The organism is Kitasatospora sp. NPDC001309, assembly GCF_042896295.1.
Classification (GTDB): Bacteria; Actinomycetota; Actinomycetes; order Streptomycetales; family Streptomycetaceae; genus Kitasatospora.
Window position 1 is genome coordinate 171,166 of sequence record NZ_JBIAXC010000004.1, and the last position, 22,472, is coordinate 193,637.

Genomic DNA, 22,472 nt, shown 5'->3' on the forward strand with positions numbered 1-22,472 from the left:
TCATCTGTTCGCCGTCCTTCGTCCGCCCCCACGCCCCGAGGACCATCCCCATGCGGCTCTACCTGCTCGCCCTCAACCCCACCGACTCGGTCACCCGCGGATTCCTGCCCGCCGCCGCCCGGCTCGGACTCGACGTCACCGTCCTCACCGACCACGTCGAGGCCCACCAACGCGCGTACGCCAGAGCGGAGTTCGCCTGCGAGGTGGTGGAGTGCGACGTCCAGGACTTCCGCGAGGTCATCGGCCTGATATCCCAGCACCACACCCCGGCCGCGGTGTTCAGCAACAGCGACCACCTGCAGACCCAGACCGCCCTGGTCGCCGAGTACTTCGGCCTGGCCGGCAAGGACTGGAAGGCCGCCCTGCGGGCCAAGAACAAGGGCGAGCTGCGCCGCCACCTCGCCGAGCGCGGCCTGGACGCGGTGGAGTCCGCCGAGCTGGCACCCGGGCAGGACCCGAGCGGCCTCACCCCCTCGTTCCCGTGCATCGTCAAGCCGCGCGAGGGCGTCGCCAGCGAGGACGTCACCCTGGTCGCCGACACCGCCGAACTCGCCCTGCGGGTCAAGGAGATCCAGCAGCGCCGCCCCGGCGCCACCCTGGTGGTCGAGGAGTTCCTGGCCGGCGAGCTGTGCACCCTGGAGACCCTGGGCGACGGCCGGACCAGGCGCGTCCTCGGCGGCTTCCGCACCCAGCTCTCCCCGCCGCCGGACTTCATCGAAGAGGTGCTGACCTTCACCCCGGCGCACCCCCACCCGGTGGTCGAGCAGGTGCTCGCCCAGCTCGACGCCCTCGGGGTCGGGCTCGGCGCCTGCCACACCGAGTTCGTCCTCCAGCCGGACGGCCGCGCCCGCATCATCGAGGTCAACTACCGCGCCATCGGCGACCAGTGCGACCTGATGCTCGCCGAGATCCTCGGGATCCCCTACTTCGAGCTGGTGCTGCGCGCCCACCTCGGCGAGGAGCTGCCCGCCGACCTGGGAGCCCGCGGCGACCGGCGGGCCCGCCACGAGCGGGTCTGCGCCGAGCAGCCCGGCACCCTGACCGCCGCCCCCGAGCCGCACTTCGAGCGACGGGCCGACGGGGTCACGCTGTCCTACCTGCCGGTGCGCGAGCTCGGCGCCCGGCACGAGCTCTACCGCACCAACCGCGACTACCTGGGCATCGTCTGGGCGGTCGGTCCGGACCAGGATGCGGTGGACGGCGCGGTCGCGGAGTTCATCGCCGCCAACCGCTGGGAGATCACCTCATGAACCCGGCCGATCATCCCGCCCCCACCGCAACGGCCCCCGCCGCTTCGACCCTCGCCGGGCCGACCCCCACCGCAACGGCCCCCACCGCAACGGCCCCGGCCGCTTCGACCCCGGCCGAGCAGCTCACCCTGCGGGTGCTGTCCGCCCTGCTGCGGGAGGACGTGCTCGGCCTGCGCACCCGGGGCACCCTGGAGCAGCGCCCCGACGGACCCTGGCTGAGCGACGGCTCGCTCGCCCTGCCGGTCGCCCCCGACGGCTTCCAGGCCGACCACGCCGCCCGGCTGCCGGAGCTGGAGGTCGACGGCGCCCGGCTCACCGAACTGACCGCCGTCCTGGCCCTGCTGGCGGAGCGGGCCGATCCGCTGGACCGCCCCGGCCACCTGGCCTTCGCCGTGGAGTGCCGGCAGACCCTCGCCACCATGGAGCTGCACGACCGGGTGCGGCCCGAGGTGCACGCCGAACTCGCCGAGCGCTACGGCAAGGACGTGGCGGACTGGGCCGGCCCGCGCGCCGCGCTCGGCTTCGAGGCCCTCGCCGCCTTCCTGGACCACCCGGTCTACCCGACCGCGCGTGGCCGCTCCGGCCTGAGCGAGGCCCAACTCCGCTCCTACGCGCCGGAGTTCCACCCGAGCTTCGAGCTGCGCTGGCTCGCCGTCCCGGCCGGCCGGCTGACCGTGCACGGCGACGGTCCGCTGCCCGCCTGGTGGCCGAGCGCCGAACAGCTGGGCGTACCGGGCGAGTTCGCCACCGTTCCGGTCCATCCGCTCACCGCGGACGAGGACTTCACCCGGATCGCGCCGGGCGCGGTGCTCGCCCCCGAGCCGTACCTCGAAGTGCTCCCCACGCTGTCCATGCGCACCGTCGCCGTGGCCGCCGACCCGTCCTGCCACCTCAAACTGCCGCTCGCCACCGCCACCCTGGGCCTGCGCAACCGCCGCACCATCAAGCCGGTCACCCTGGTCAACGGCGCGGTCGGACAGCGCCTGGTGGAGGCCGTGGCCGCCCGCGAACCGCGCTTCGCCGGGCGGATCCTGCACGCCGACGAACAGCACTACGCCCACGCCGAGGACGAGCTGCTGGCCGTCCTGCTGCGCCGCTACCCGGAGCGCCTGGACGACGCCGTCAGCGTCCCGCTGGCCGCCCTGCTCGCCGAGGCGCCCGACGGCCGGCTGGTGATCGACCACCTGGCCGACCGCTTCCACCACGGCTCCGTCCCCGCGCTGTACGAGGAGTTGCTGCGGCTGCTGGTCGACTGGCAGACCACCCTGTTCGGCCACGGCATCGCCCTGGAGTCGCACCAGCAGAACACCTCGCTGGTCCTCGACGGGACCGGCCTGCGGCTGCTCTACAAGGACAACGACGGCCCCCGGGTCAACACCGCCCGGGCGGTCCGCTCCCCGGTCCGCGAACTGGCCGCCCTGGTGGCCGAGTTCCGTGATCCGCGAATCCTCGGCGAGCAGGACCGCGCACTCACCGACCTGTTCACCACCATCACCGGCCACCTGTGCACCGCCTCGCTCGCCTTCGGCCTGGCCGCGCACGGCCGGGTGCCGCTGGCGCGGAGCCTGGAGCTGCTGCGCACCGTCCTCGGCGAGGCGGTCGACCGGCTGGGACCGGCCGGGCAACCGCTGCGCACCGACCTGCTGGACGCCGAACGGCTGCCGGTCAAGGCCATGGTGAGCGCCGGGTCGCTGCTCAGCAAGGAGCGCAGCGGCGCCGCGGACATCAACAAGCACTACACCGACGGCCCCAACTACCTCCTGTCCGGGGACCGCTCGTGACGACCGTCGAACCCCTGTCGCGGCCGACCGAGGCCGCGGGGCTGGACCGGCGCCAGGTGCACGCGGTGGCGGCCTGCTACTTCGTCGCCTCCTTCGCCGCCCTCGGTCTGCCGCCGTACCTCACCGAGATCCTCCCCACCCTCGGGGACCACAGCGGCCACTGGGCCGGTCTGCTGTACGTCGTGCCGACCGTCTTCACCGCCCTCGGCGCCCCGCTGTGGGGCCGGCTGGCCGACCGCTTCGGCCAGAAGCGGCTGCTGTTGCGCGCCCAACTCGGCCTCGCCGTCTCCTTCCTGCTCGCCGGAGCCGCCGACAGCCTGCCGGCGTTCACCGCCGCGCTGGTGCTCCAGGGCCTCCTCGGCGGCACCTTCTCCGCCACCAACGGCTACCTCGCCGCGGCCCTGGACGGCTCCCGGCTGTCCAAGGCGCTGACCCTGATGCAGGGCAGTGCCCGGGCCGCCCTGGTGGCGGCGCCGATCCTGGTGGGCGCACTGTCGCCGTGGATCGACCCGCACCGGCAGTACCTGGTGATGGCGGTGCTGCCGCTGACCGCGGCGGCACTGCTCAACTCCCTGCCGGAGCCGGTCCGTCCGACCGTCGCGCCGGCGGGCCGCGCCGCCGCCGCAACCGCCGCAACCGCCGCGACCGCCGCGACCGGCCCGGCCGACCCGCCCGGCTCTCTCCGGCTGCTCTACGCCTTCGAGTTCGCCTTCGTCTTCGCCACCATCATCTCCTTCCCGTACCTGATCACCCTGGTCCAGCAGCGGCTGCCGGGGGCCGGCGGCACCGTCGCGGGCCTGCTGTTCGCGCTGCCGCACCTGGTCTACCTGGTCGCTGCCGGCCGGGTGCACGCCGCCGTCGAGGCGCGCCCGCGCAGCGGACTGGCCCTGGGCCTCGCCCTGGTGGCCGTCGGACTGGCCGGCCACGCCCCGGCCCACTCACTGCTCACCTTCGCCCTCACCCGGGCCGTGCTCGGACTCGGCATGACCTTCGGCCTGGTCTGCCTCGCCGTCCTCGCCGCCGAAGCCGCCCGCGGCCGCGCGCCGGGCCGGATGTTCGGCACCCGCGAAACCGTCTCCAAGTGCGGTGCCGTCGCCGCCGGACTGGCCGCCGCGCTCGCCAACGGCAGCGGCGGACCGGCCGCCCCGGTCGTCACCGGCACCGTCGCCGCACTGGCCGCCGCCCTGCTCGCCCTCCTGACCCGTAGGAGCCCCCGATGACCGCCCGGCCCACCACCCTCCCTGCCACCCTCCCCGCCGCGCCGTCGACCACGCCGTCGGCCACGGACCCCGCCGAACTGCCCGGCGCGGACGCGGCGGTGGCACACACCCTGCTCAACTGCCTGCTGCGCGAGGTGTCCGCCCCCGAGCACCAGACCGCCGTCGACGACGGGCACCTGCTGCTGCGCCTGCCCCGCCGCGGCACCCTGCTGCGGGTCGCCCTGCGCCGCACCTCGCTGCTCGGGGCGCACCGGTTCACCGGCCCCGCGCACGAGGAAACCCCCGAAGGGTGGCGCGAGTTGGGCTGGCGCGAGCTCGCCGGGTACGCCCAGGAGGAGCTGGAACTGCGCACCGGCACGGTGAACGAGGAGTTCCTCGACCAGGTGGCCTCCAGCCACCAGGGCGTCGGCGCGGGCCTGGCCGACCGGCCGGCCGCCGAGGCGGACCGCTACCTGGAGTCCGAGCAGGCCCTGCTGTTCGGCCACCGCTTCCACCCGGCCCCCAAGTCCCGCTCCGCCGCCCGGGGGGACTGGCGCCACTACGCGCCCGAGTCCCGCGCGGCCTTCCCGCTGCGCCACCTGGCCGTGCGCGCCGAGCTGCTGGCCGAGGAGTCCCTGGACCGGGACGCGAGCGCCGTCCTGGACGGCCTCGGTGAGGTGCCGGACGGCTACCGGCTGCTGCCCGCCCACCCCTGGCAGTACCAACTCATCGGCGACCACCCGCTGTTGCGCGCCGCCCTGGCCCGCGGCGACGTCCTGGACCTCGGCCCGCGCGGCGAGCACTTCGCCGCCACCGCCTCGGTGCGCACCCTGTACGGCGCGGACGCCTTCCTCAAGTTCAGCCTCAACGTCCGGATCACCAACTGCCTGCGCAAGAACGCCGCCTACGAGCTCACCGGCGCCGTCCGGCTCACCCGTCTGCTGGACCCGGTGCTGACCGACCTGGCCGGGCGCTTCCCGGACGCGGCGATGCTGCGCGAACCCGCCTTCCGCACCCTCGCCCTCCCCGGCGCCGACGGCCACCCCGACCGGGCCCTGTTCGAGGGCTTCGGCCTGATCCTGCGCGAGGGCTTCGGCGGCCTGCTGCGGCCCGGCGTCACCCCGCTGCTCGCCGGCGCCGTCGCCGACGAGCACCCGACCAGCTCGGCCCACATCTCCCGGCTGCTGGAGTCGAGTTCGGGCGGGGCGGCCGCGCTCGACTGGTGGCGCGACTACCTGCGACTGCTCCTCCCGCCGGTGCTGGCGGCCTACTTCGACCACGGCGTGGTGCTGGAGCCGCACCTGCAGAACGTGCTCATCGGCGTGGACGCGGACGGCCGGCCGACCCAGGTGCTCTTCCGCGACCTGGAGGGCACCAAGCTCGTCCCCGAGCAGAACGCCGAACTGCTGGCCGCGCTGCCGCCCGAGGTGGCCGGCCCGATGACCTACGACGCCGAGCGCGGCTGGGACCGGGTGGTCTACTGCCTGCTGGTCAACCACGTCGCCGAACTGCTCGCCGCCCTCGCCGACCGCCACCCCGAGCTGGAGGGCGCGCTCTGGCAGGCCGTCCGGGACGCCCTGGAGGAGTACGCGGCCGCCCACGGCCGCCCGCCGCGGCTGCGGGCCCTGCTGGCCGGTGTCCCGCTGCCCGCCAAGGCCAACCTGCTCACCCGCTGGGAGCGCAAGGCCGACCGGGAGGCCGGGTACGTCCGGCTGCCCTCCCCGCTGGCCGGCTCGGTGCTCGCCGAGGCCGCCCGCATGACCGCCCACCTTCCGACCGGGAGCGCCGTCCGATGAGCCAGACCCCCACCACCGGCGCCCCGGTGAGCGACGCAGTCCACCGCCACGTCGCCTCCCTCGCGCCCGACCAACTGCCCGCCTACGTCTACGACCTGGCCGTACTGCGGGAGCACGCCGCCGCCGTCCGGGCCGCACTGCCCGAGCGGGTCGAGCTGTACTACGCCGCCAAGGCCAACCCGGACGCGCCGCTGCTGACCGCGCTGCGCGACGCCGTCGACGGCTACGAGGTCTCCAGCGGCGGGGAGTTGGCGCACGTACGGGCCGCCGTCCCGGACGCACCGCTGGCCTTCGGCGGGCCGGGCAAGACCCCCGCCGAGATCCTCGCGGCGGTGGACGCCGGAGTGCACCGCTGGCACGTCGAGAGCGAGCAGGAACTGCACCGGCTCGCCGCCGTCCTGGCGGAGCGCCCGGCGGCCGTCGTGGACGTCCTGCTGCGGGTGAACCTGCCGGTGGTCACCGACGCCCTGGACGCGGTGCCGCTGGCGATGGGTGGACGGCCGACCCCGTTCGGGCTCGACCCCGACCAGGCCGAGGAGTGCGCCCGGCTGCTCACCGACGGCGGCCCGCTCGGGCGCCGGCTGCGGCTGCGCGGGGTGCACGCCCACCTGGCCAGCGGGCTGGCGGCGGACGAGCAGCTGGCGGTCGCCGAGCAGATCGTCACCTGGTCGGCCGAACTGGCCGAGCGGCACGGCTTCCCGCTCGCCGAGGTCAACGTCGGCGGCGGGATGGCGGTGGACTACGACGACCCGGCACGGCGCTTCGACTGGACGGCCTTCGGCGAGGGCCTGGCCAAGGTGCTCGACGCCCACCCCGGGCTGACCCTGCGGATCGAGCCCGGGCGGGCGCTGACCGCCTACTGCGGCTGGTACGCGACCGAGGTGCTGGACGTGAAGCGCAGCCACGGCGAGGACTTCGCGGTGGTCCGCGGCGGCACCCACCACCTGCGCACCCCGGCCACCCGCGGGCACTCCCAGCCCTTCGCGGTGCTCCCGGTGGACGCCTGGCCGCATCCCTGGCCGCGCCCCGCCGTCACCACCGGCCGGGCCACCCTGGCCGGGCAGCTGTGCACCCCGAAGGACGTCCTGGCCCGGGCGGCGGACGGCGCGGCGGGCCTGCGGACGGCGGACCGGGTGCTGTTCGCGATGGCGGGCGCGTACGGGTGGAACATCTCGCACCACGAGTTCCTGATGCACCCGCGGCCCGGGTTCCACTACCTGGGCGACTGACCCGCGGCCGGTCGGAGGCCGGCCGGCAGCCGGCAGCCAACCGGCGACCGGCGACCGGCGACCGGCGACCGGCGACCGGCGACCGGCGACCGGCGACCGGCGACCGAAGCCGAACCGCCGGGGAACCGGCGGACAACCAACGGATAACAGATGACAGATTTCGAAATCTGTCATCTGTTATCCGTCATCTGTTCCCCGTTCTCCGTCCGCCGCCACCCGCCGGCCGACACCCGCTCCACCCACTCGTGGGAGAGTGGTAACCGGCGAAGGGAGCGCGAACGTGCTGATGGACAAGGTGGCGGAGATACTCGCCGAGGCGTCGGCCGAGGCGGTGGAGCCGCGCTTCCGGGCGCTGACCGCCGGCGAGGTGATGGAGAAGGCGCCCGGCGAGGTCGTGACCGTCGCCGACCGCGAGGCCGAGGCGATCATCGCCCGCCGCCTGCACGAACTGCTGCCCGTACCCGTGGTCGGCGAGGAGGCGGTGTCCGCCGACCCGGCACTCGCCCTGGCCATCCACGACGAGCCCGCCGTCTGGCTGGTCGACCCGGTGGACGGCACCGCCAACTTCGTCGCGGGCCGCCCCGACTACGCCGTGATGTGCTCCCTGGTCCGCAGCGGCCTGACCGTCGCCTCGTGGATCTGGCAGCCCGCCACCGCGACCGCCTACCGGGCCGAACTGGGCTCCGGCGCCTGGCGGGACGGCGAACGCCTCACCCGCCGCCCGGCGCCCGCCGACGCCGGGAAGCTGACCGGCATCCTGAAAAGCCGCTTCCTCGCCCCGGCCGACCGGCACCGCCTGGAGTCCCACTGCGCGGCCTTCGGCGAGATCTCCCCCGGCCGCAGCGCCGCCGGGATGGAGTACCCCGACGTCGTCGAGGGCCGGACCGACTTCATCTTCTACTGGCGGACCCTCCCCTGGGACCACGCCCCGGGTTCACTGCTGCTCTCCGAGGCCGGCGGCGTCTCGGCCCGCATGGACGGCGCCCCGTACCGCCCCGAGGCCCCCGGCTGCGAGGACGGCCTGCTGGTCGCCGCCGACCCCGACACCTGGGAGCTCACCCGCGGCATCCTCCTGAACGGCTGACCGCACCGGGACCCGCCCCCAGCCCGCCGGACCCCCCGTCCGCCCCGCCCCGGCCCGGTCACCGCCCGCCCACCCGCGACGGCGACAGCGACGGCGCCGCTACCCCGCCCGCTCCCCGGCGACCTTGCGCCCCGCGCCGACCACCTCCCGCAGCAGCGCCCCCACCTCACCCGCCGTCGTGTGGGGGTTGAGCAGCGTGAGTTTCAGCCGCACCCGCCCGGGCCCGTCCCCCGGCAGTTCGGTCCGCCCGACCACCGCCCGTCCGGTGCGCAGCAGCAGCCGGCGCAGTTGCCCGTTCAGCTCGTCCACGGCGGCCTCGTCCGTCATCCCGGGCGGCCGGTAGCGGAAGAGCAGCGCGGTGAGGACGGGCTCGGCGTGCAGTTCGAGCGAGGGTTCGGCCCGGACGGCGTCCGCGGCCGCCAACGCCAGGTCGTGGCAGGCGTCCACGAGCCGGCCGAGGCCTTCCCGGCCGAGGGTGCGCAGCGTGACGGCGAGCTTGAAGGCGTCGGCCCGCCGGGTGGTGCGCAGCGAGCGGCCGAGCAGGCTGGGGTAGCCGGCCTGCTCGTCGTCCACGGGGTTGAGGTACTCGGCGCGCCGGGCCAGCGAGACGTAGGTCTCGGCCCGGCGGACCAGGAAGACCCCGGCGGCCGCGGGCTGCCAGCCGAGCTTGTGCCAGTCCAGGGAGACCGAGTCGGCGCGGGCGATGCCGTCGAGCAGCGGGGCGAGCCGGTCGGAGAGCAACGCGCCGCCGCCGTACGCGGCGTCGACGTGCAGCCAGGCGCCGTAGCGGCCGGCCAGGTCGGCGGCGGCGTGCAGCGGGTCGATGGCGCCGGTGTCGGTGGTGCCGGCGGTGGCGACGACGGCGATCGGGGTGCGTCCGGCCCAGCTGGCCTCGGCCAGGGCGCGTTCCAACTCCTCGGGGGGCATGCGCAGTCGGCGGTCGACGGGGACGGCGAGGACGGAGCGTTCGCCGAGTCCGAGCAGGGCGGCCGCGCGCTGGACGGAGAAGTGGGCGGCCTCGGAGGCGAGGATGCAGGGCCGGGCGCCGGCCGGGATCCCGTCCAGCTCGACGATGCCGTCGAGCTTCTGGTCCCGTGCCAGCATCAGGCCCATCAGGTTGGACTCGGTGCCGCCGGAGGTGAGCACCCCGGCCGCGCGGCGCGGGTCGTAGCCGACCAGGGTGGCGAGTTCGGCGAGCAGGGCGGTTTCCAGGGCGGTCGCGGCCGGGGCCTGGTCCCAGGAGTCCTGGGAGGGGTTGAGCACGCTGACCGCGAGGTCGGCGGCGGCCGCGACGGCGAGCGGCGGGCAGTGCAGGTGGGCGGCGCAGGCCGGGTCGGCGGGGTCGGCGGCGCCGTAGGCGAGCAGTTCGGTGAGCCGGGCGAGCGCGCCGCGTCCGCGGGCACCGGCGAGGCCGTCCGCGACCAGGGCGGCGATCTCGGCCGGGCTGCCGGCGGGCAGTGGCCCGGAGCGCAGCGCGGTGCCGGTGTCGAGGGCGTCGAGGACGGTGGCCAGCAGCGGGCCGAGGGCACCGGGCCCGGCGGCGCCGCCCGCGAGGGCGTCCGGATCGCCGCCCCCGCCGGGCAGTTCGGGCGGTACCGCCCCGGGGTCGGCGGCGGTCACGCCCCACCCCGCACCGTCGAACCCGAAGCCTGAACCCGAGCCGCTCCCGCGCCCGAGCCCGAACCCGATCCCGAAGCCGTGGCCTGAGCCGTGGCCGGAGCCTGAGCCGCCGAGGCCGCCGAGGCCGCCGCGATCGCCTCCGCCAGCCGCTCCAGCACGGCCGCGACCTGCTCGTCGGTGATGGTCAGCGGCGGCAGCAGCCGCAGCACCGCGTCGTGCCGCCCGCCGAGTTCGACGATCAGCCCGCGGGCCAGGCAGGCCTCGCGGACCCGTACGGCGAGCGCCGGATCGGCCGGGCGGGCACCGCAGGCGTCGGGGTCGGCGCCGGGGTCGACCAGTTCGACCCCGATCATCAGCCCGCGCCCGCGCACGTCGCCGATCGCGGGCAGTTCGGCGGCGAGTTCGCGCAGCCGGGCGGTGATCCGCTCGCCCGCCACGGCGGCCCGCTCGGCCAGTCCGTGCGCGGCGACGTACCGCAGGGTGGCGGCGCCGGCGGCCATCGCGAGGGTGTTGCCGCGGAAGGTGCCGGTGTGGGCGCCGGGCCGCCAGCCGTCGTAGTCCTCGCGGTAGACGACCACGGCGAGCGGCAGGCTGCCGCCGATGGCCTTGGAGAGCACCATCGCGTCCGGGACGATGCCGCTGTGTTCGACGGCCCACATCGCGCCGGTGCGTCCGACGCCGGTCTGCACCTCGTCCACGATCAGGGGGATGCCGCGCTCGGCGGTGATCCGGCGCATCTCGCGCAGCCAGCCGTCGGGGGCGGGCACGACCCCGCCCTCGCCCTGGACTGCCTCCAGGACCATCGCGGCGGGCGGCACCACACCGCCGGAGGGGTCGTCGAGCAGCCGCTCGACGTAGGTGGCACCGAGCTCGGCGCCCGCCTCGCCACCGACCCCGAACGGGCAGCGGTAGCCGTACGGGTAGGGCAGCCGGACGACCTCGCCGCCGCCGGGCAGCGGTTCCTTGACGGCGACGTTGCCGGTGAGCGCGAGGGCGCCGGCCGTCATGCCGTGGTAGGCGCCGGTGAAGGCGAGGGCGCCGGAGCGCCCGGTGGCGGTCTGCATCAGCTTGAGGGCGGCTTCGACGGCGTCCGTCCCGGCCGGTCCGCAGAAGTGCACCCGGGCGCGGGAGGCGAACTCGGGGGGCAGGCTCTCGAACAGCGCGCTGGTGAAGTCGTCCTTCTCGGCGGTGGCCAGGTCGAGCAGGTGCAGCGGGGCGCCGCTGTCGAGGGTGCGGCGGATCGCCTCCAGCACCACCGGGTGGTTGTGCCCGAGGGCGAGCGTCCCGGCACCGGAGAGGCAGTCCAGGTAGCGGCGGCCGTCGGCGCCTTCGACGGTCATGCCGTGGGCCCGGACCGGGACGATCGGGAAGGACCGGGCGTACGTCCGGGCGGCGGACTCGCGGACGCGCTGGCGGCGCAGGATGGCTTCGCCGGCGGGCGGGGCCGCGGCGGCGGTGGCCCCGGAGGCGGCCTGGGCGGGTACGGCGGCGAGCGACAAGGCGAACCCCCAGAAGAAGTTAGGTAAGCCTAACTTTATCGCCCGTGACCTGCCGGAATGCCGCGGGGGCACCCAGAACCACCCGAGTGAGTGAACCTCCCCCGACAGCGCCCGCGGCGCCCCCGTCCGGCCCAACGAACGAGGGCACCGAAAGGTCACGGGCGGCAGCGCCCCATCCGCGCCCGCCACCAACGCCCCGCCGTCGCCGCCCCCCATCAACGCCCCGCCGTCACCGCCCCTTCCAGCGGTAGCAGAGCTCCGGCCGCCCCACGCTCCCGTACTGCGGCTCGCGCGCCGCCCGCCCGGTGTCCACCAGGTGCTCCAGGTACCGCCGCGCGGTGATCCGGGACACCCCGGCAGCGGTACCGGCGGCCGCCGCCGACAGGCCGGTCGAGGCCTCCCGCAGCACCGAGGCCACGGTGTCCAGGGTCGGCGCGCTCAGCCCCTTCGGCAGCGAGTTGCGCTCGGGCGTGCGGAGCAGGGCGAACGCCTGGTCGACCTCGTCCTGTCCGGTCGCCTCGCCGGTGCGCCCGAGGCTGTCCCGGTAGCGGGCGTAGCGCTCCAGCCGGTCGTGCAGCGCCGCCGCGCTGAACGGTTTCAGCAGGTACTGCACGACCCCCGCCGAGACCGCCTGGCGCACCATGGCGAGGTCACGGGCCGAGGTGACCGCGATGACGTCGGTGGCGTGCCCGGCCGCGCGCAGGGTGCGGCACAGCTGGAGGCCGTGGCCGTCCGGCAGGTAGAGGTCGAGCAGGGTGAGGTCGACGGGCGTCCCGGCGGCGCGGGCCCGCTCCAGGAAGCGCAGCGCGTCGGCGCAGCTGTGCACGGTGCCGACGGCGCGGAAGCCGGGCTCGCGCTCGACGTACAGGGTGTGCGCGGCGGCGGCCACCGGGTCGTCCTCCACGACCAGGACGGAGATCCCGCTCGGGGCGGCACCGCTCACGCCGGAGCCGTCCACACCTCCGCCGCTCACGCCGACACCCCGCCCTGCTCCAGCTCCCGCACCCGGCCGCCGGTCAGCGGCAGCCGTACGGTGAGCACCGCGCCGCGCTCGCGCCCGACCTCGACGGTGCCGCCGTTGCGCCGGGCGGCCTGGGCGACCAGTGCCAGACCCAGGCCGTGCCCGTGGCCGTCCTGCTTGGTGCTCCAGCCGCGCCGGAACACGTCCTCGACGGCGGCCGGGTCGATGCCCGCACCGGTGTCGGCGACCCGCAGCAGCAGACAGGCGCCCACGCCGAGCACCCCGCCGTCGACCGCACCGCCATCGCCCCCATCGCCGTCGATCCGCGCGGTGACGGTGACCTCCGGCGGGCCCGGGCTCTGCGCGGCCCCGGCGATGGCGGCGTCCACCGCGTTGTCGATCAGGTTGCCGAGGACGGTGATCAGGTCCCGGGCGGAGAGCCCGGGCGGGAGCACCCCGTCGTCGATCCGGCTGTCCTCGGTGAGGGTCAACTCCACGCCCCGTTCGGCCGCCTGGGCCGCCTTGCCGAGCAGCAGCGCGGCCAGTACCGGCTCGCCGACCGCGGCGACCACCCGGTCGGTGAGCTGCTGGGCGAGGGCGAGCTCGGCGGTCGCGAACTCCACCGCCTGCTCGTGGCGGCCGAGTTCGATCAGCGAGACGACGGCGTGCAGCCGGTTGGCGGCCTCGTGCGCCTGCGCCCCGAGCGCCTCGGTGAAGCCGCGTACGGAGTCCAACTCTCCACTCAGCGACTGCAGTTCGGTGTGGTCGCGGAGGGTCACCACCCGGCCGAGACCGGTGCCGATGGTGGAGGTGTTGAGCACCACGACCCGCTCGGCGGTCAGGTGCACCTCGTCCCGGACCGGTTCCTCGCCGAGTACGGCGGCCACCAGGGCCTCCGGCAGCCCCAGTTCCGCCACCGGGCGCCCGTCCAACTCGCCTTCCAGTCCGAGAAGTTCGCGAGCGGCATCGTTGCACAGCACCACCCGGTGGGCCCGGTCGAGCAGGATCAGCCCCTCCCGCACCGACCTCAGGGTCGCCTGGTGGTACTCGTAGAGATGGCTGAGCTCGTCCGGCCGCATGCCGTGAGTGTGCCGCCGCAGCCGGGAGTTGGCGAGGTAGGTGCCCGCCCCTCCGAGCGCCAGCGCGGCCACCGCGACCCCGACCAGGGCGAGCAGCGGTCCGCTCAGCTGCGCGGAGATGGACTCCAGCGTCAGCCCCACGCTGACCAGCGCGATCACCCGATGCTGGTCGTCCCACACCGGGGTGACCACCCGGACGGAGGGGCCGAGCGTGCCGGTGTAGGTCTCGCTGCGGGTCTGCCCGGCCAGCGCCCAGTCGATGTGCCCGAGGTAGCGCTTGCCGATCTGCTCGGGCAGCGGGTGGGTCCAGCGCACCCCTTCGGTGTCCATGACGGTGATGAAGGAGACCCCGACGTCCTGGCGCACCTGCTCGACGTACGGCTGGAGCACCGCGGTCGGGTCCGGCCCGGCGACGGCGGAGCGCACGGACGGGGAGTCGGCGACGGCGTGGGCCACCGAGGTGACCTCGCGGCGGGCCGCGTCCTCGGTGCGCTCGGCGGTGAACAGGTACGCCAGCACCGCGCCACCCGCCACCACGGCGGCGACGATCACCACCTGGACGACGAAGAGCTGCCCGGCCAGGCTGCGGACCAGCCGGCGCGGCAGCGGGAGCCAGCGGCGACGCGAGCGGGTGGGGGCGGTGCTCACGGACATGCCTGCCAGTGTGCACCACGGCCCCGCACACTCCCGGGCCCCGGGCACCCCGCGCCCGAGTACTGCCCGGCCCCGAGCGGCACCCCGGCCGTTCCCGTCCCGCCGTGAACTCTATGAACGCAAACGTGACCTCCGTCACTCCAGGGCCCCATAGTCGGATCGGCCCACCACCCGGGGCCGCCAGGACTGCAGGGCGAAGGAGCCGCAGATGTCGACCACCGAGACCGCCACGGCGGGGGGACCCAGACGCGAGGACCGGACCCACTACCTCTACCTCGCCGTGATCGCCGCGGTGGTCGCGGGCGTGGTGGTCGGACTGGCCGCCCCCGGCTTCGCCGTCGAGTTGAAGCCGATCGGCACCGGGTTCGTCAACCTGATCAAGATGATGATCAGTCCAGTGATCTTCTGCACCATCGTGCTGGGCATCGGCTCGGTCACCAAGGCCGCGAAGGTCGGCAAGGTCGGCGGCCTCGCCATCGGCTACTTCCTCGCCATGTCGACCGTCGCCCTGGCCATCGGCATGGTCGTCGGCAACCTGCTGGAGCCCGGCGGCGGCCTGCACCTGACCGCCGCGCTCGCCAAGTCCGGCCACGCCCAGGCGGCCGCCGGCGGCGCCCAGTCGACCACCGACTTCCTGCTCGGGATGATCCCCGACACCCTGTTCTCGGCCCTCACCCAGGGCAAGGTGCTGCAGACCCTGCTGGTCGCACTGCTGGCCGGCTTCGCCCTGCAGGCCCTCGGACCGGTCGGCGCACCGGTGCTGCGCGGCGTCGAGCACCTGCAGCGGCTGGTGTTCCGGATCATGTCGATGATCATGTGGGTCGCGCCGATCGGTGCCTTCGGGGCGATGGCGGCGGTGGTCGGGGCGACCGGCGTCGACGCGCTGAAGAGCCTCGCCGTGATCATGATCGGCTTCTACGTCACCTGCGCGCTGTTCGTCGTCGTGGTGCTCGGGACCCTGCTGCGCCTGGTCGCCGGGGTCAACGTGTTCGCGCTGCTCAGGTACCTCGGCCGCGAGTTCCTGCTGATCCTCTCGACCTCCTCCTCTGAGAGCGCGCTGCCCCGCCTGATCGCCAAGATGGAGCACCTGGGCGTCAGCCGCCCGGTCGTCGGCATCACCGTGCCGACCGGCTACAGCTTCAACCTCGACGGCACCGCGATCTACCTCACCATGTCCTCGATCTTCATCTCCGAGGCGATGGACAAGCCGATGTCGATCGGCGAGCAGCTCTCGCTGCTGGTCTTCATGGTGATCGCCAGCAAGGGCGCGGCCGGGGTCACCGGCGCCGGGCTGGCCACCCTCGCGGGCGGCCTGCAGTCGCACAAGCCCGCACTGGTGGACGGGGTCGGCCTGATCGTCGGCATCGACCGGTTCATGTCGGAGGCCCGCGCCCTCACCAACTTCGCGGGCAACGCCGTCGCGACCGTGCTGATCGGGCACTGGACCGGCGAACTGGACGCCGAGCGCGCCCGCCGCGTCCTGGACGGCCGGCTGCCGTTCGACGAGCTGACCCTGGTCGACGGCCACGGCGGCGCCGCCCCCGAGCCGGAGGCCGTCCCCGCGGTGCCCGCGACGGCGGCCACGACGGCGGCCACCGTCTGAGCGCTCCCACGACTCCCCCGGTCCGGCGCCAGCACCTCCCCCGGAAACGGCGCCGGGCCGGGGGGCTTCCCGTTCCCGGCGCCGACCCGCACCGGGTCGGCGCGGGTCGGCGCTCGCGGATCCCCCCGGAACCCGGGTCAGAACTCCTGCGAGCCGCTGACCGCCCAGGCCACCCCGCTGGCCGGATCCTCCAGCGCCACGTGCAGGTGGCGCAGCCCGGCGGCCGGCTCCTGCCAGGTGAAGCAGCGCATCCGGGCCACCAGGGCGTCCACCTCGCGGCGGTTCGGCCCGTCCACTCCGGCCATCGCGCCCAGCGCCCGCCAGAGCCTCAGCCGCCCGTGCGCGCAACCGTGCGTCCGGCCCACCGCGGCGGCCTGCACGAGCGCCGGGTAGGCCAGCGCGAACGGCAGGAACCCGCCGACCACCCGCCGGGCCCGGGCCAGCACGGCGGCCGCCGACGGGGCCGGACCGCGGACGCAGACCACCTCCGCCCAGGGCGCCAACGCGGCCAGCTCCGTCAGGCCCCGGGTGACCCGCTGACCGCCCGGCCGGGCCGTCGACTGCGGCAGGTCGACCTGGCCCAGGCCCTCCCGGCTGGCCGGCAGGGTCAGCACCGCGCTGCGCGCTCCCCCGCCGGGCAGGTACTCGCGCACCCGGGCGGCCTCCTCCCAGCCCGCCTTCTCCCAGGCTTCCAGGCGCAGCGGCACGCCCTCGGGGTCGGGCTCGGCACCGTAGGAGAGGTCCTCGCCGAGCAGCACCCGGGTGTGCGCCACCAGGCGGCGCACCGGCGCCGGACCGAGCAGCGGGGCCAGCCGCAGCCAGGAGTGGCGGGTCGCCAGCACCTCCCACAGCGGACCGGCGTCGTGGTCCGCCACCCCGGCGAAGGTCCCCGCGCCGCCGTCCGCGTCGAACAGCCGGACGGCCAGCTCGGGCGGCGCCGCGTAGGCGATCAGATGGCCGAGCGGCGCGGTCAGGGCCACCGCGGCCCGCTCACCGGCTTGCACGACGGCGGCCGCCCGGCCCTGCCGGTAGGCGGCGAGCAGCTCGGGCCAGCGACCGTCCTCGGCCAGGGCGCGGACGCTGTGGTCCTCGTACGTGATCACGATTTTCAGCGTACGGGCCGGGGTGGCGCATCAGCCGACTTGCCGTCGGCTCGGTGCGTCGGGGCGGTGACGGCATCCCAGGGGGCCGCCTCGGCGCTCGGCCGGGACGGGCGACCCGGCGGGCGGCTCGGCGGACGGCTCGGCGGGCGGCCGGGCTGTCAGAGCTCGTGCCGGCGCTCGTGCTCCAGGACGGCGCGCAACCGGCCGTGGGCGCGGCGGCGGGTGACGGCCAGGGTGCTGCGGTGCAGGCCGAGCAACTCGGCGGCCTCGTCGACGGAGTAGCCGTCGAGATCCACCAGCACCACGGCGCGGGCCTGCTTGACGGTCAGGAAGCCGAGCAGGCGGACCACCTCCCAGCGCGCCTGCAGCTCGGCCATCCCGCCGGGCGCCGGGCCGAACGCCGCCGCCCGGCCGTGCCCCGCGGCCTCGGCCGACTCCGGGTGCTCGCGCAGCGCCGCCCGACGGCGCTCCCGGCGCCACTGGTCGCGCAGGATGTTCGTCATCGTGGTGAACACGTAGGCGTACGGCTGCGGGTGACTGAGGAAGCGCTCCGGGCGGCGGGCGATCCGCAGGTACGCGTCGTGGACGACGTCACCGGCGGCGAGCGGGCTCCCGGCGAGCATCGCGGCCGCCTGCTGGAGCCTGGGCAGCAACTCGGTGAACAACCGGTTGAAGTCCGCCGACTGGCGTTCCGTCGGCCCCGGGCCGAAGTCCTTGCGCGGCCCGCCCGCACACCGCTCGTTGCATTCCGCCATGCCGCTCTCCCCGGAAATCGGCACCCCGAACGCCCAGTTGGGGCGGTTTCCCACCCCTACCGGACATGTTGTGACACAGGTCACATCATAAGCCGCCCTCTCACTCTGCGCAGTCATTCGTGTGCAACTCGTCATCGACCGGTCCCAGGGCGGGAGTTCACCACCACCGGCCACCACTGGCCACAACTGCGCCCATCGCAGGGACCGGGCGACGCTAACGGATAACAGATTTCAACATCTGTTATCCGTTATCTGTTATCCGTTATCTGTTCGCTGTCATCTGTTTTCTGTCATCTGTCATCTGTTTTCTGTCATCTGTCATCTGTTCGCCGTCTTCCGTCCTCTGCTGCCCGTCCTCCGCTGTCCGTCAGCTGCCGGCCGCCGCCGGCGAGACCTCCGCGAGCAACCGGGCGGCGTGCACCCGGCCGGCGTGCTCGACCAGGTTGATCAGCACCTCCTTGCCGGAGGCGCGCTGCCGGGCGTCGCAGAGCAGCACCGGAGTACCGGGGTCCAGGTCCAGCGCGCGGGCGACCTCGTCCGGGCCGTACTCGCGTGTCCCGGCGAACCGGTTCACCGCGACGACGAAGGGGATGCCGCGCTGCTCGAAGAAGTCCACGGCCGGGAAGCAGTCGGTCAGCCGACGGGTGTCGGCGAGCACCACCGCGCCGAGCGCCCCTTGGGCCAACTCGTCCCAGAGGAACCAGAACCGGTCCTGCCCCGGGGTTCCGAACAGGTAGACGGCCAGGCCCTCGCGGATGGTGATCCGGCCGAAGTCCATCGCCACCGTGGTACTGGACTTTCGCTCCACCCCGTCCAGGTCGTCCACCCCGCGCCCGGCCTCGGTCAGCCGCTCCTCGGTGCGCAGCGGACGGATCTCGCTGACCGCGCCGACCAGCGTCGTCTTGCCGACCCCGAATCCGCCCGCGACCAGGATCTTGAGCGCGAGCACGGAGTCGGACTGGTCCACCGGGCCTACCGGGGCGGACGGCCACCGGCTGATCGGGCGGTCCGGGCCGGCGGGGTGGTGACGGCCGGACGGACGGTCAGAGTGCGCGGAGCCCATGGATGACCTCCTGGAGGATGCGTTCGTCGGGGAGCAGGGCGGGCGGGACCGGGCGGTTGACCCGGATGAGCCCCGCCGCCAGCAGATCGCCGAGCAGCACCCGCACGACGCCCACCGGCAGGTCGAGGTCGGCGGCGAGCTCGGCCACGGACAGCGGTGTGCCCAGGCACCGACGCAGGATCTGCGCCTGCTCCGGACCGACCGGCAGCTCGGGCGCGTCCGGCGCGAGCGCCGGGTCGGGCAGCTCGGACACCACCACGGCGATCAGGTCGAACTGCTGCTCACCGCCCCCGGTCCGGCCCCCGGTCATGGCGTACGGGCGGACCAGCGGCCCGGCCTCGTCGTCGTACCAGTGGGCCCGGTGGGCGGCGGCGAGCGGGTTCCGGGGCAGCCGGTCGGGGTCGGCCCGCGGGTGCTCCGGATGTCGCTGGCGGTACGGATGGAAGGCGTCCTCCGCCCGGTGGTACGGGCCGTCCGGCCGGGGCACCGAGCTCACCCGCCGTGCACCGTACGGGGCGTGGCGCTCAGGTGCTCGCCGACCCGGCGGACCAGTCTGGCCATCTCGTAGGCGACCAGCCCGAGATCGGCCCGCGCGGTCGCGAACACGGCCAGACAGGTGCCCTCCCCGGCCGCCGCGACCAGCAGGTAGCCGCCCTCCAACTCGACCATGGTCTGCCGGACTTCGCCCGCGCCGAAGTGCCGTCCGGCGCCCTTGGCGAGGCTGTGGAATCCGGCCGCGACGGCCGCCAGGTGCTCGCCGTCCTCCCGGGCCAGACCGGCCGAACTGGCCATGGCCAGGCCGTCGGCGGAGAGCATCACGGTGAAGTTCACCTCGGGCGCGCGCTGGACCAACTCGTCGAGGAGCCAGTTCAGTTCCCCCGTGCGGTGGGTGGTGCCGATCACGGCCGGTCTCCTTCGGTTCGGGTGTCGGGTCTCGCTCCGGGCCGGGCTTCCGGCCGGACGTCGGACGGGGTTCCGGGCCCGACGTCGGACGGGGTTCCGGGCCGGACGTCGGGCCGCAGGCCACGGGCCCAGCCGTGCTGGAAGGCCGCCATCGCCGCCCGCGCCTCCTCCGGACTGCGGGCCGTCGGCCCCGTACCGGTTCCGGTGGCAACTCCGGCGCCGACTCCGCGGCGGCCGTACGGGGCGGCGGCAGGCGCCTCCCGCAGCTGCGGGGCGAGACTCGCCCGGCGCACCCGGCGCGGCAACTCCTCCGGACCGTCCACCGATCCACACTCACCCGGCATCGCACCCGCCGGCGCTGCGGTGGCGCCGTGGTGGGGTTGCGGCGGACCGGGCTGCGGCGGACCGGGCTGCGAACGGGAGGCCGCACCCGGGCCCCCGTCCGCAGCCGGTCCGGCCGTCCGGGCACCGGAGGCCCGGAAGGGGTGCGGCGCATCGGCTCGGGGTGGACGCCCCGGGCTCCGAACGGCAGCAGCGCCCCGCCCTCCGGCGGCGGCCCACCCGCCGCCGGAAGCTCTGTCCCCGCCACCCCGCTGCCCGGGAGGGCGGGTTCCGTTCCGGCCCCGGCCGGATCCGGCCCGGCCGGCGGCCACCACGCAGGCCCGACGCCGGGGGCCGGCCCCCGCTCGGGTGCCGGTTCCCACTTCGACGCCGGTTCCCACTCGGGCACCGGCTCCGGCGTGATGTCCAACTCCGGTACCGGCTCGTAGCCTTGTCCCGGGCCCTCGCGCTCGTCGGCCAGCAGCCCGGTGGGCAGCAGCACCACCGCGGTGGTGCCGCCGTACGCGGAGGTCACCAGGGAGACCCGGACGTCGTGCCGTCGGGCGAGCCGGCTGACCACGAACAGGCCGAGCCGGTCGCTGTCGAACAGGTCGGTCTGTTCGGCCGCGGCGATCCGCCGGTTGGCGGCGGCCAGTGCGGCCGGACCCATCCCGAGGCCCCGGTCCTCGATCTCCACCGCGTAGCCGTTGCCGACCTGTTCACCGCGGATGTGCACCCTGGTGTGCGGCGGGGAGAACCCGGTGGCGTTCTCGACCAGTTCGGCCACCAGGTGGGTGAGGTCGGCGACGGCGTGGCCGACGACGGCGGCGCGCGGCAGCGGGTGCACCTCGACCCGGGCGTACTCCTCGACCTCCGAGACGGCCGCCCGCACCACGTCCACCAGGGGGACGGGCCGCCGCCAGGCCCGGCCGGGGGCCGCGCCGGAGAGGATGATCAGGCCCTCGGCGTGGCGGCGCATCCGGGTGGTCAGGTGGTCCAGCCGGAACAGGTCGGCGAGCTCGGACGGGTCCTCGGTGCGGCGCTCCATGGCGTCCAGCAAGGCGAGTTGGCGGTGCACCAGGACTTGGCTGCGGCGCGCGAGGTTGACGAACACCCCGGACACCCCCGACAGCACCTCGGCCCGTTCCACCGCCGCCGTGACGGCGGCCCGCTGCACGGTGCCGAGCGCCCGGTGCACCTGGCCGATCTCGTCGTCGCGGCCGACCGGCCGGGGCGCCTCGGCTTCGATGTCCACCTCCTCACCCGAACGCAACTTCCGCATGGTGGAGGGGAGTTTGCGCCCCGCCAGGTCAAGTGCCGTATTGCGCAGGCCGGTCAGCTCGGTGACCAGACCGCGGCCGATCCGCACCGAGATCACCAGCGAGGCGATCACCCCGAGCAGCCCGAGCAGGACGGCGATCCCGGCCGGGGTGAACAGGCCCAGCGCGTAAGGGTTCTGCTGTTCGGCGACGAGCCGACCGGCCCGGTCGGCGACGTCGCGCAGCCCGGCGGCGACGCTCCCGGCCACCGTCGCCCAGCGGTCCGCCGGCACCGCGGCGACGGCCGACCGGCCGTCAGCGGCGGTCCGGACCTCCTCCTCGTAGCCCACCAGTTCCCGGTGGTCCGGGCCGCCGGTGACGGAAAGCAGTGCCTCCCGGCCGGCGGAGCCGAGACCGGCGGCCGCGCCCTGCTCGAACGCGCGGCGGGCGAAGGCCGTCCCGGCGAACTCCCGCAGCTGGTCGTCACCGAGCCCGCCGGAGAGCTCGGCGGACCGCAGCAACGCGTCCTCGCGGGAGAGGAGTTCGCGGGAGCGGTCCAGCTCCGGCAGCGCCCGCGCGTCGGCCCCGGAACGGCCGTCGGCCGTAGCGGCGACGGCACCGGACACGGCCAGCGCCCGGTCCACGGCCGCCCCGTAGGCGGCGTACGCCTCGGACCAGCCCACGCTCCGGGTGAGCACCCTGACGCGTAGTTCGGGCAGGGCGGCGAGCGCGGTGCCGAGGCCGTCCAGGCGGGCGGCTGCGTCGGCGCCGAGGCCCTGGGCGTCGGACCGGTTGTAGCCCTGGCCGGGATGGCGCGGGTCGGGGAACAGTGGGGTGAGCGCCCGGTCGGTGGCGGCGGCGGCCTCGCGCAGGGCACTCTCCCGCCCCGCGGCGGGCACCGTCCCCGGAACGAGGCCCGGACCGGCCAACAACTGTCCGGCGGCGGCGCGTTCGGCCTGCAGGCCGGCGACCGTGTCGGCGACGGGGGTGAGCAGGCTGCGCTGGGCGTCGCGCAGGCGCAGCAGGTCCCAGACGCCCTGGGCGGTGGTGACGGTGGCGAAGCCCCAGAGGGCGATGACGGAAACGACCGGGACCATCAGCAGGGCGATGATCCGGGCACGCACGCTCCGGGGACGCAGCCCACGCAGCCCGAGCGGCCCGAGTGGCCCAAGCGGCCCGAGCAGCCCGCGCAATCGGGGGCCGGGGCGCGACGAGCGGGCGGGCGGTCCGGCGTGGGCACCCCGGCGGGCGCCGGGGGTGGTGCCACGGTCTTCTCGCATGGACGGGGCCTTTCAGGCGGGGGCGACGGGGCT

The 22,472-nt window shown here is 75.2% G+C and carries 16 protein-coding genes and 1 pseudogene; 7 read left to right on the forward strand and 10 right to left on the reverse strand.

Annotated elements, in window-relative coordinates:
* The first annotated feature begins 50 nt into the window (after window positions 1-50).
* The 6 genes from ACFY2K_RS06105 (at window position 51) to ACFY2K_RS06130 (ending at window position 8,339) form a co-directional block, all read left to right on the forward strand.
* Entirely contained in the window at window positions 51-1,250 is a 1,200-nt protein-coding gene (locus ACFY2K_RS06105) for an acetyl-CoA carboxylase biotin carboxylase subunit family protein (RefSeq protein WP_387709842.1), read from the forward strand.
* Window positions 1,247-3,031, forward strand: coding sequence for an IucA/IucC family protein (locus ACFY2K_RS06110; RefSeq protein WP_387709844.1), 1,785 nt, complete (start codon window positions 1,247-1,249; stop codon window positions 3,029-3,031). Before ACFY2K_RS06105 ends, ACFY2K_RS06110 begins: the two co-directional genes overlap by 4 nt.
* Entirely contained in the window at window positions 3,028-4,251 is a 1,224-nt protein-coding gene (locus ACFY2K_RS06115) for an MFS transporter (protein WP_387709846.1), read from the forward strand. The genes ACFY2K_RS06110 and ACFY2K_RS06115 overlap by 4 nt, the downstream gene beginning before the upstream one ends.
* Window positions 4,248-6,026 carry an IucA/IucC family protein gene (locus tag ACFY2K_RS06120; RefSeq protein WP_387709848.1) on the forward strand — a complete coding sequence of 593 codons (1,779 nt, stop codon included), beginning with the start codon at window positions 4,248-4,250 and terminating at the stop codon, window positions 6,024-6,026. The genes ACFY2K_RS06115 and ACFY2K_RS06120 overlap by 4 nt, the downstream gene beginning before the upstream one ends.
* Window positions 6,023-7,255: a type III PLP-dependent enzyme gene (locus ACFY2K_RS06125; RefSeq protein ID WP_387709850.1), complete on the forward strand. Its 1,233-nt coding sequence runs from the start codon at window positions 6,023-6,025 to the stop codon at window positions 7,253-7,255. Before ACFY2K_RS06120 ends, ACFY2K_RS06125 begins: the two co-directional genes overlap by 4 nt.
* A gap of 286 nt (window positions 7,256-7,541) precedes the next feature.
* Complete coding sequence (locus ACFY2K_RS06130) at window positions 7,542-8,339, forward strand: inositol monophosphatase family protein (RefSeq protein ID WP_380521139.1); 798 nt, start codon at window positions 7,542-7,544, stop codon at window positions 8,337-8,339.
* 99 nt (window positions 8,340-8,438) lie between these two features.
* On the opposite strand, the gene ACFY2K_RS06135 is transcribed toward ACFY2K_RS06130, so the two are convergent.
* The 4 genes from ACFY2K_RS06135 to ACFY2K_RS06150 form a co-directional block, all read right to left on the reverse strand.
* Window positions 8,439-9,923, reverse strand: coding sequence for a pyridoxal phosphate-dependent decarboxylase family protein (locus ACFY2K_RS06135; RefSeq protein ID WP_375890760.1), 1,485 nt, complete (start codon window positions 9,921-9,923; stop codon window positions 8,439-8,441).
* A gap of 32 nt (window positions 9,924-9,955) precedes the next feature.
* Window positions 9,956-11,458, reverse strand: a complete 1,503-nt coding sequence (locus ACFY2K_RS06140) for a diaminobutyrate--2-oxoglutarate transaminase (protein WP_387709852.1) — start codon at window positions 11,456-11,458, stop codon at window positions 9,956-9,958.
* A gap of 229 nt (window positions 11,459-11,687) precedes the next feature.
* On the reverse strand, window positions 11,688-12,431 hold the full coding sequence (locus tag ACFY2K_RS06145) for a response regulator (protein WP_387709853.1): 744 nt from the start codon (window positions 12,429-12,431) through the stop codon (window positions 11,688-11,690).
* Window positions 12,428-14,152 carry an ATP-binding protein gene (locus ACFY2K_RS06150; RefSeq protein ID WP_387709855.1) on the reverse strand — a complete coding sequence of 575 codons (1,725 nt, stop codon included), beginning with the start codon at window positions 14,150-14,152 and terminating at the stop codon, window positions 12,428-12,430. Before ACFY2K_RS06150 ends, ACFY2K_RS06145 begins: the two co-directional genes overlap by 4 nt.
* A 208-nt stretch (window positions 14,153-14,360) precedes the next feature.
* Here ACFY2K_RS06150 and ACFY2K_RS06155 point away from each other — a divergent pair, with 208 nt between their 5' ends.
* Window positions 14,361-15,755: a cation:dicarboxylate symporter family transporter gene (locus tag ACFY2K_RS06155; RefSeq protein ID WP_380521000.1), complete on the forward strand. Its 1,395-nt coding sequence runs from the start codon at window positions 14,361-14,363 to the stop codon at window positions 15,753-15,755.
* Between the two features lie 137 nt (window positions 15,756-15,892).
* Here ACFY2K_RS06155 and ACFY2K_RS06160 read toward each other — a convergent pair whose 3' ends face one another.
* The 6 genes and pseudogenes from ACFY2K_RS06160 to ACFY2K_RS06185 form a co-directional block, all read right to left on the reverse strand.
* Window positions 15,893-16,858: a hypothetical protein gene (locus ACFY2K_RS06160; protein ID WP_375890567.1), complete on the reverse strand. Its 966-nt coding sequence runs from the start codon at window positions 16,856-16,858 to the stop codon at window positions 15,893-15,895.
* A 158-nt stretch (window positions 16,859-17,016) separates the two neighbouring features.
* Window positions 17,017-17,613, reverse strand: a complete 597-nt coding sequence (locus ACFY2K_RS06165) for an RNA polymerase sigma factor (protein WP_387709857.1) — start codon at window positions 17,611-17,613, stop codon at window positions 17,017-17,019.
* Window positions 17,614-17,980: 367 nt separating this feature from the next.
* A complete protein-coding gene (locus ACFY2K_RS06170) occupies window positions 17,981-18,580 on the reverse strand; it encodes an ATP/GTP-binding protein (RefSeq protein ID WP_380520994.1) in 600 nt (199 codons plus the stop codon).
* Window positions 18,581-18,656: 76 nt separating this feature from the next.
* Window positions 18,657-19,172 carry a DUF742 domain-containing protein gene (locus ACFY2K_RS06175; protein ID WP_387709963.1) on the reverse strand — a complete coding sequence of 172 codons (516 nt, stop codon included), beginning with the start codon at window positions 19,170-19,172 and terminating at the stop codon, window positions 18,657-18,659.
* A complete protein-coding gene (locus ACFY2K_RS06180) occupies window positions 19,169-19,579 on the reverse strand; it encodes a roadblock/LC7 domain-containing protein (protein WP_375890573.1) in 411 nt (136 codons plus the stop codon). Before ACFY2K_RS06180 ends, ACFY2K_RS06175 begins: the two co-directional genes overlap by 4 nt.
* 868 nt (window positions 19,580-20,447) lie before the next feature.
* Window positions 20,448-22,439: pseudogene (locus ACFY2K_RS06185) on the reverse strand (nitrate- and nitrite sensing domain-containing protein); the annotation flags it as partial.
* Between the last annotated feature and the right edge of the window lie 33 nt (window positions 22,440-22,472).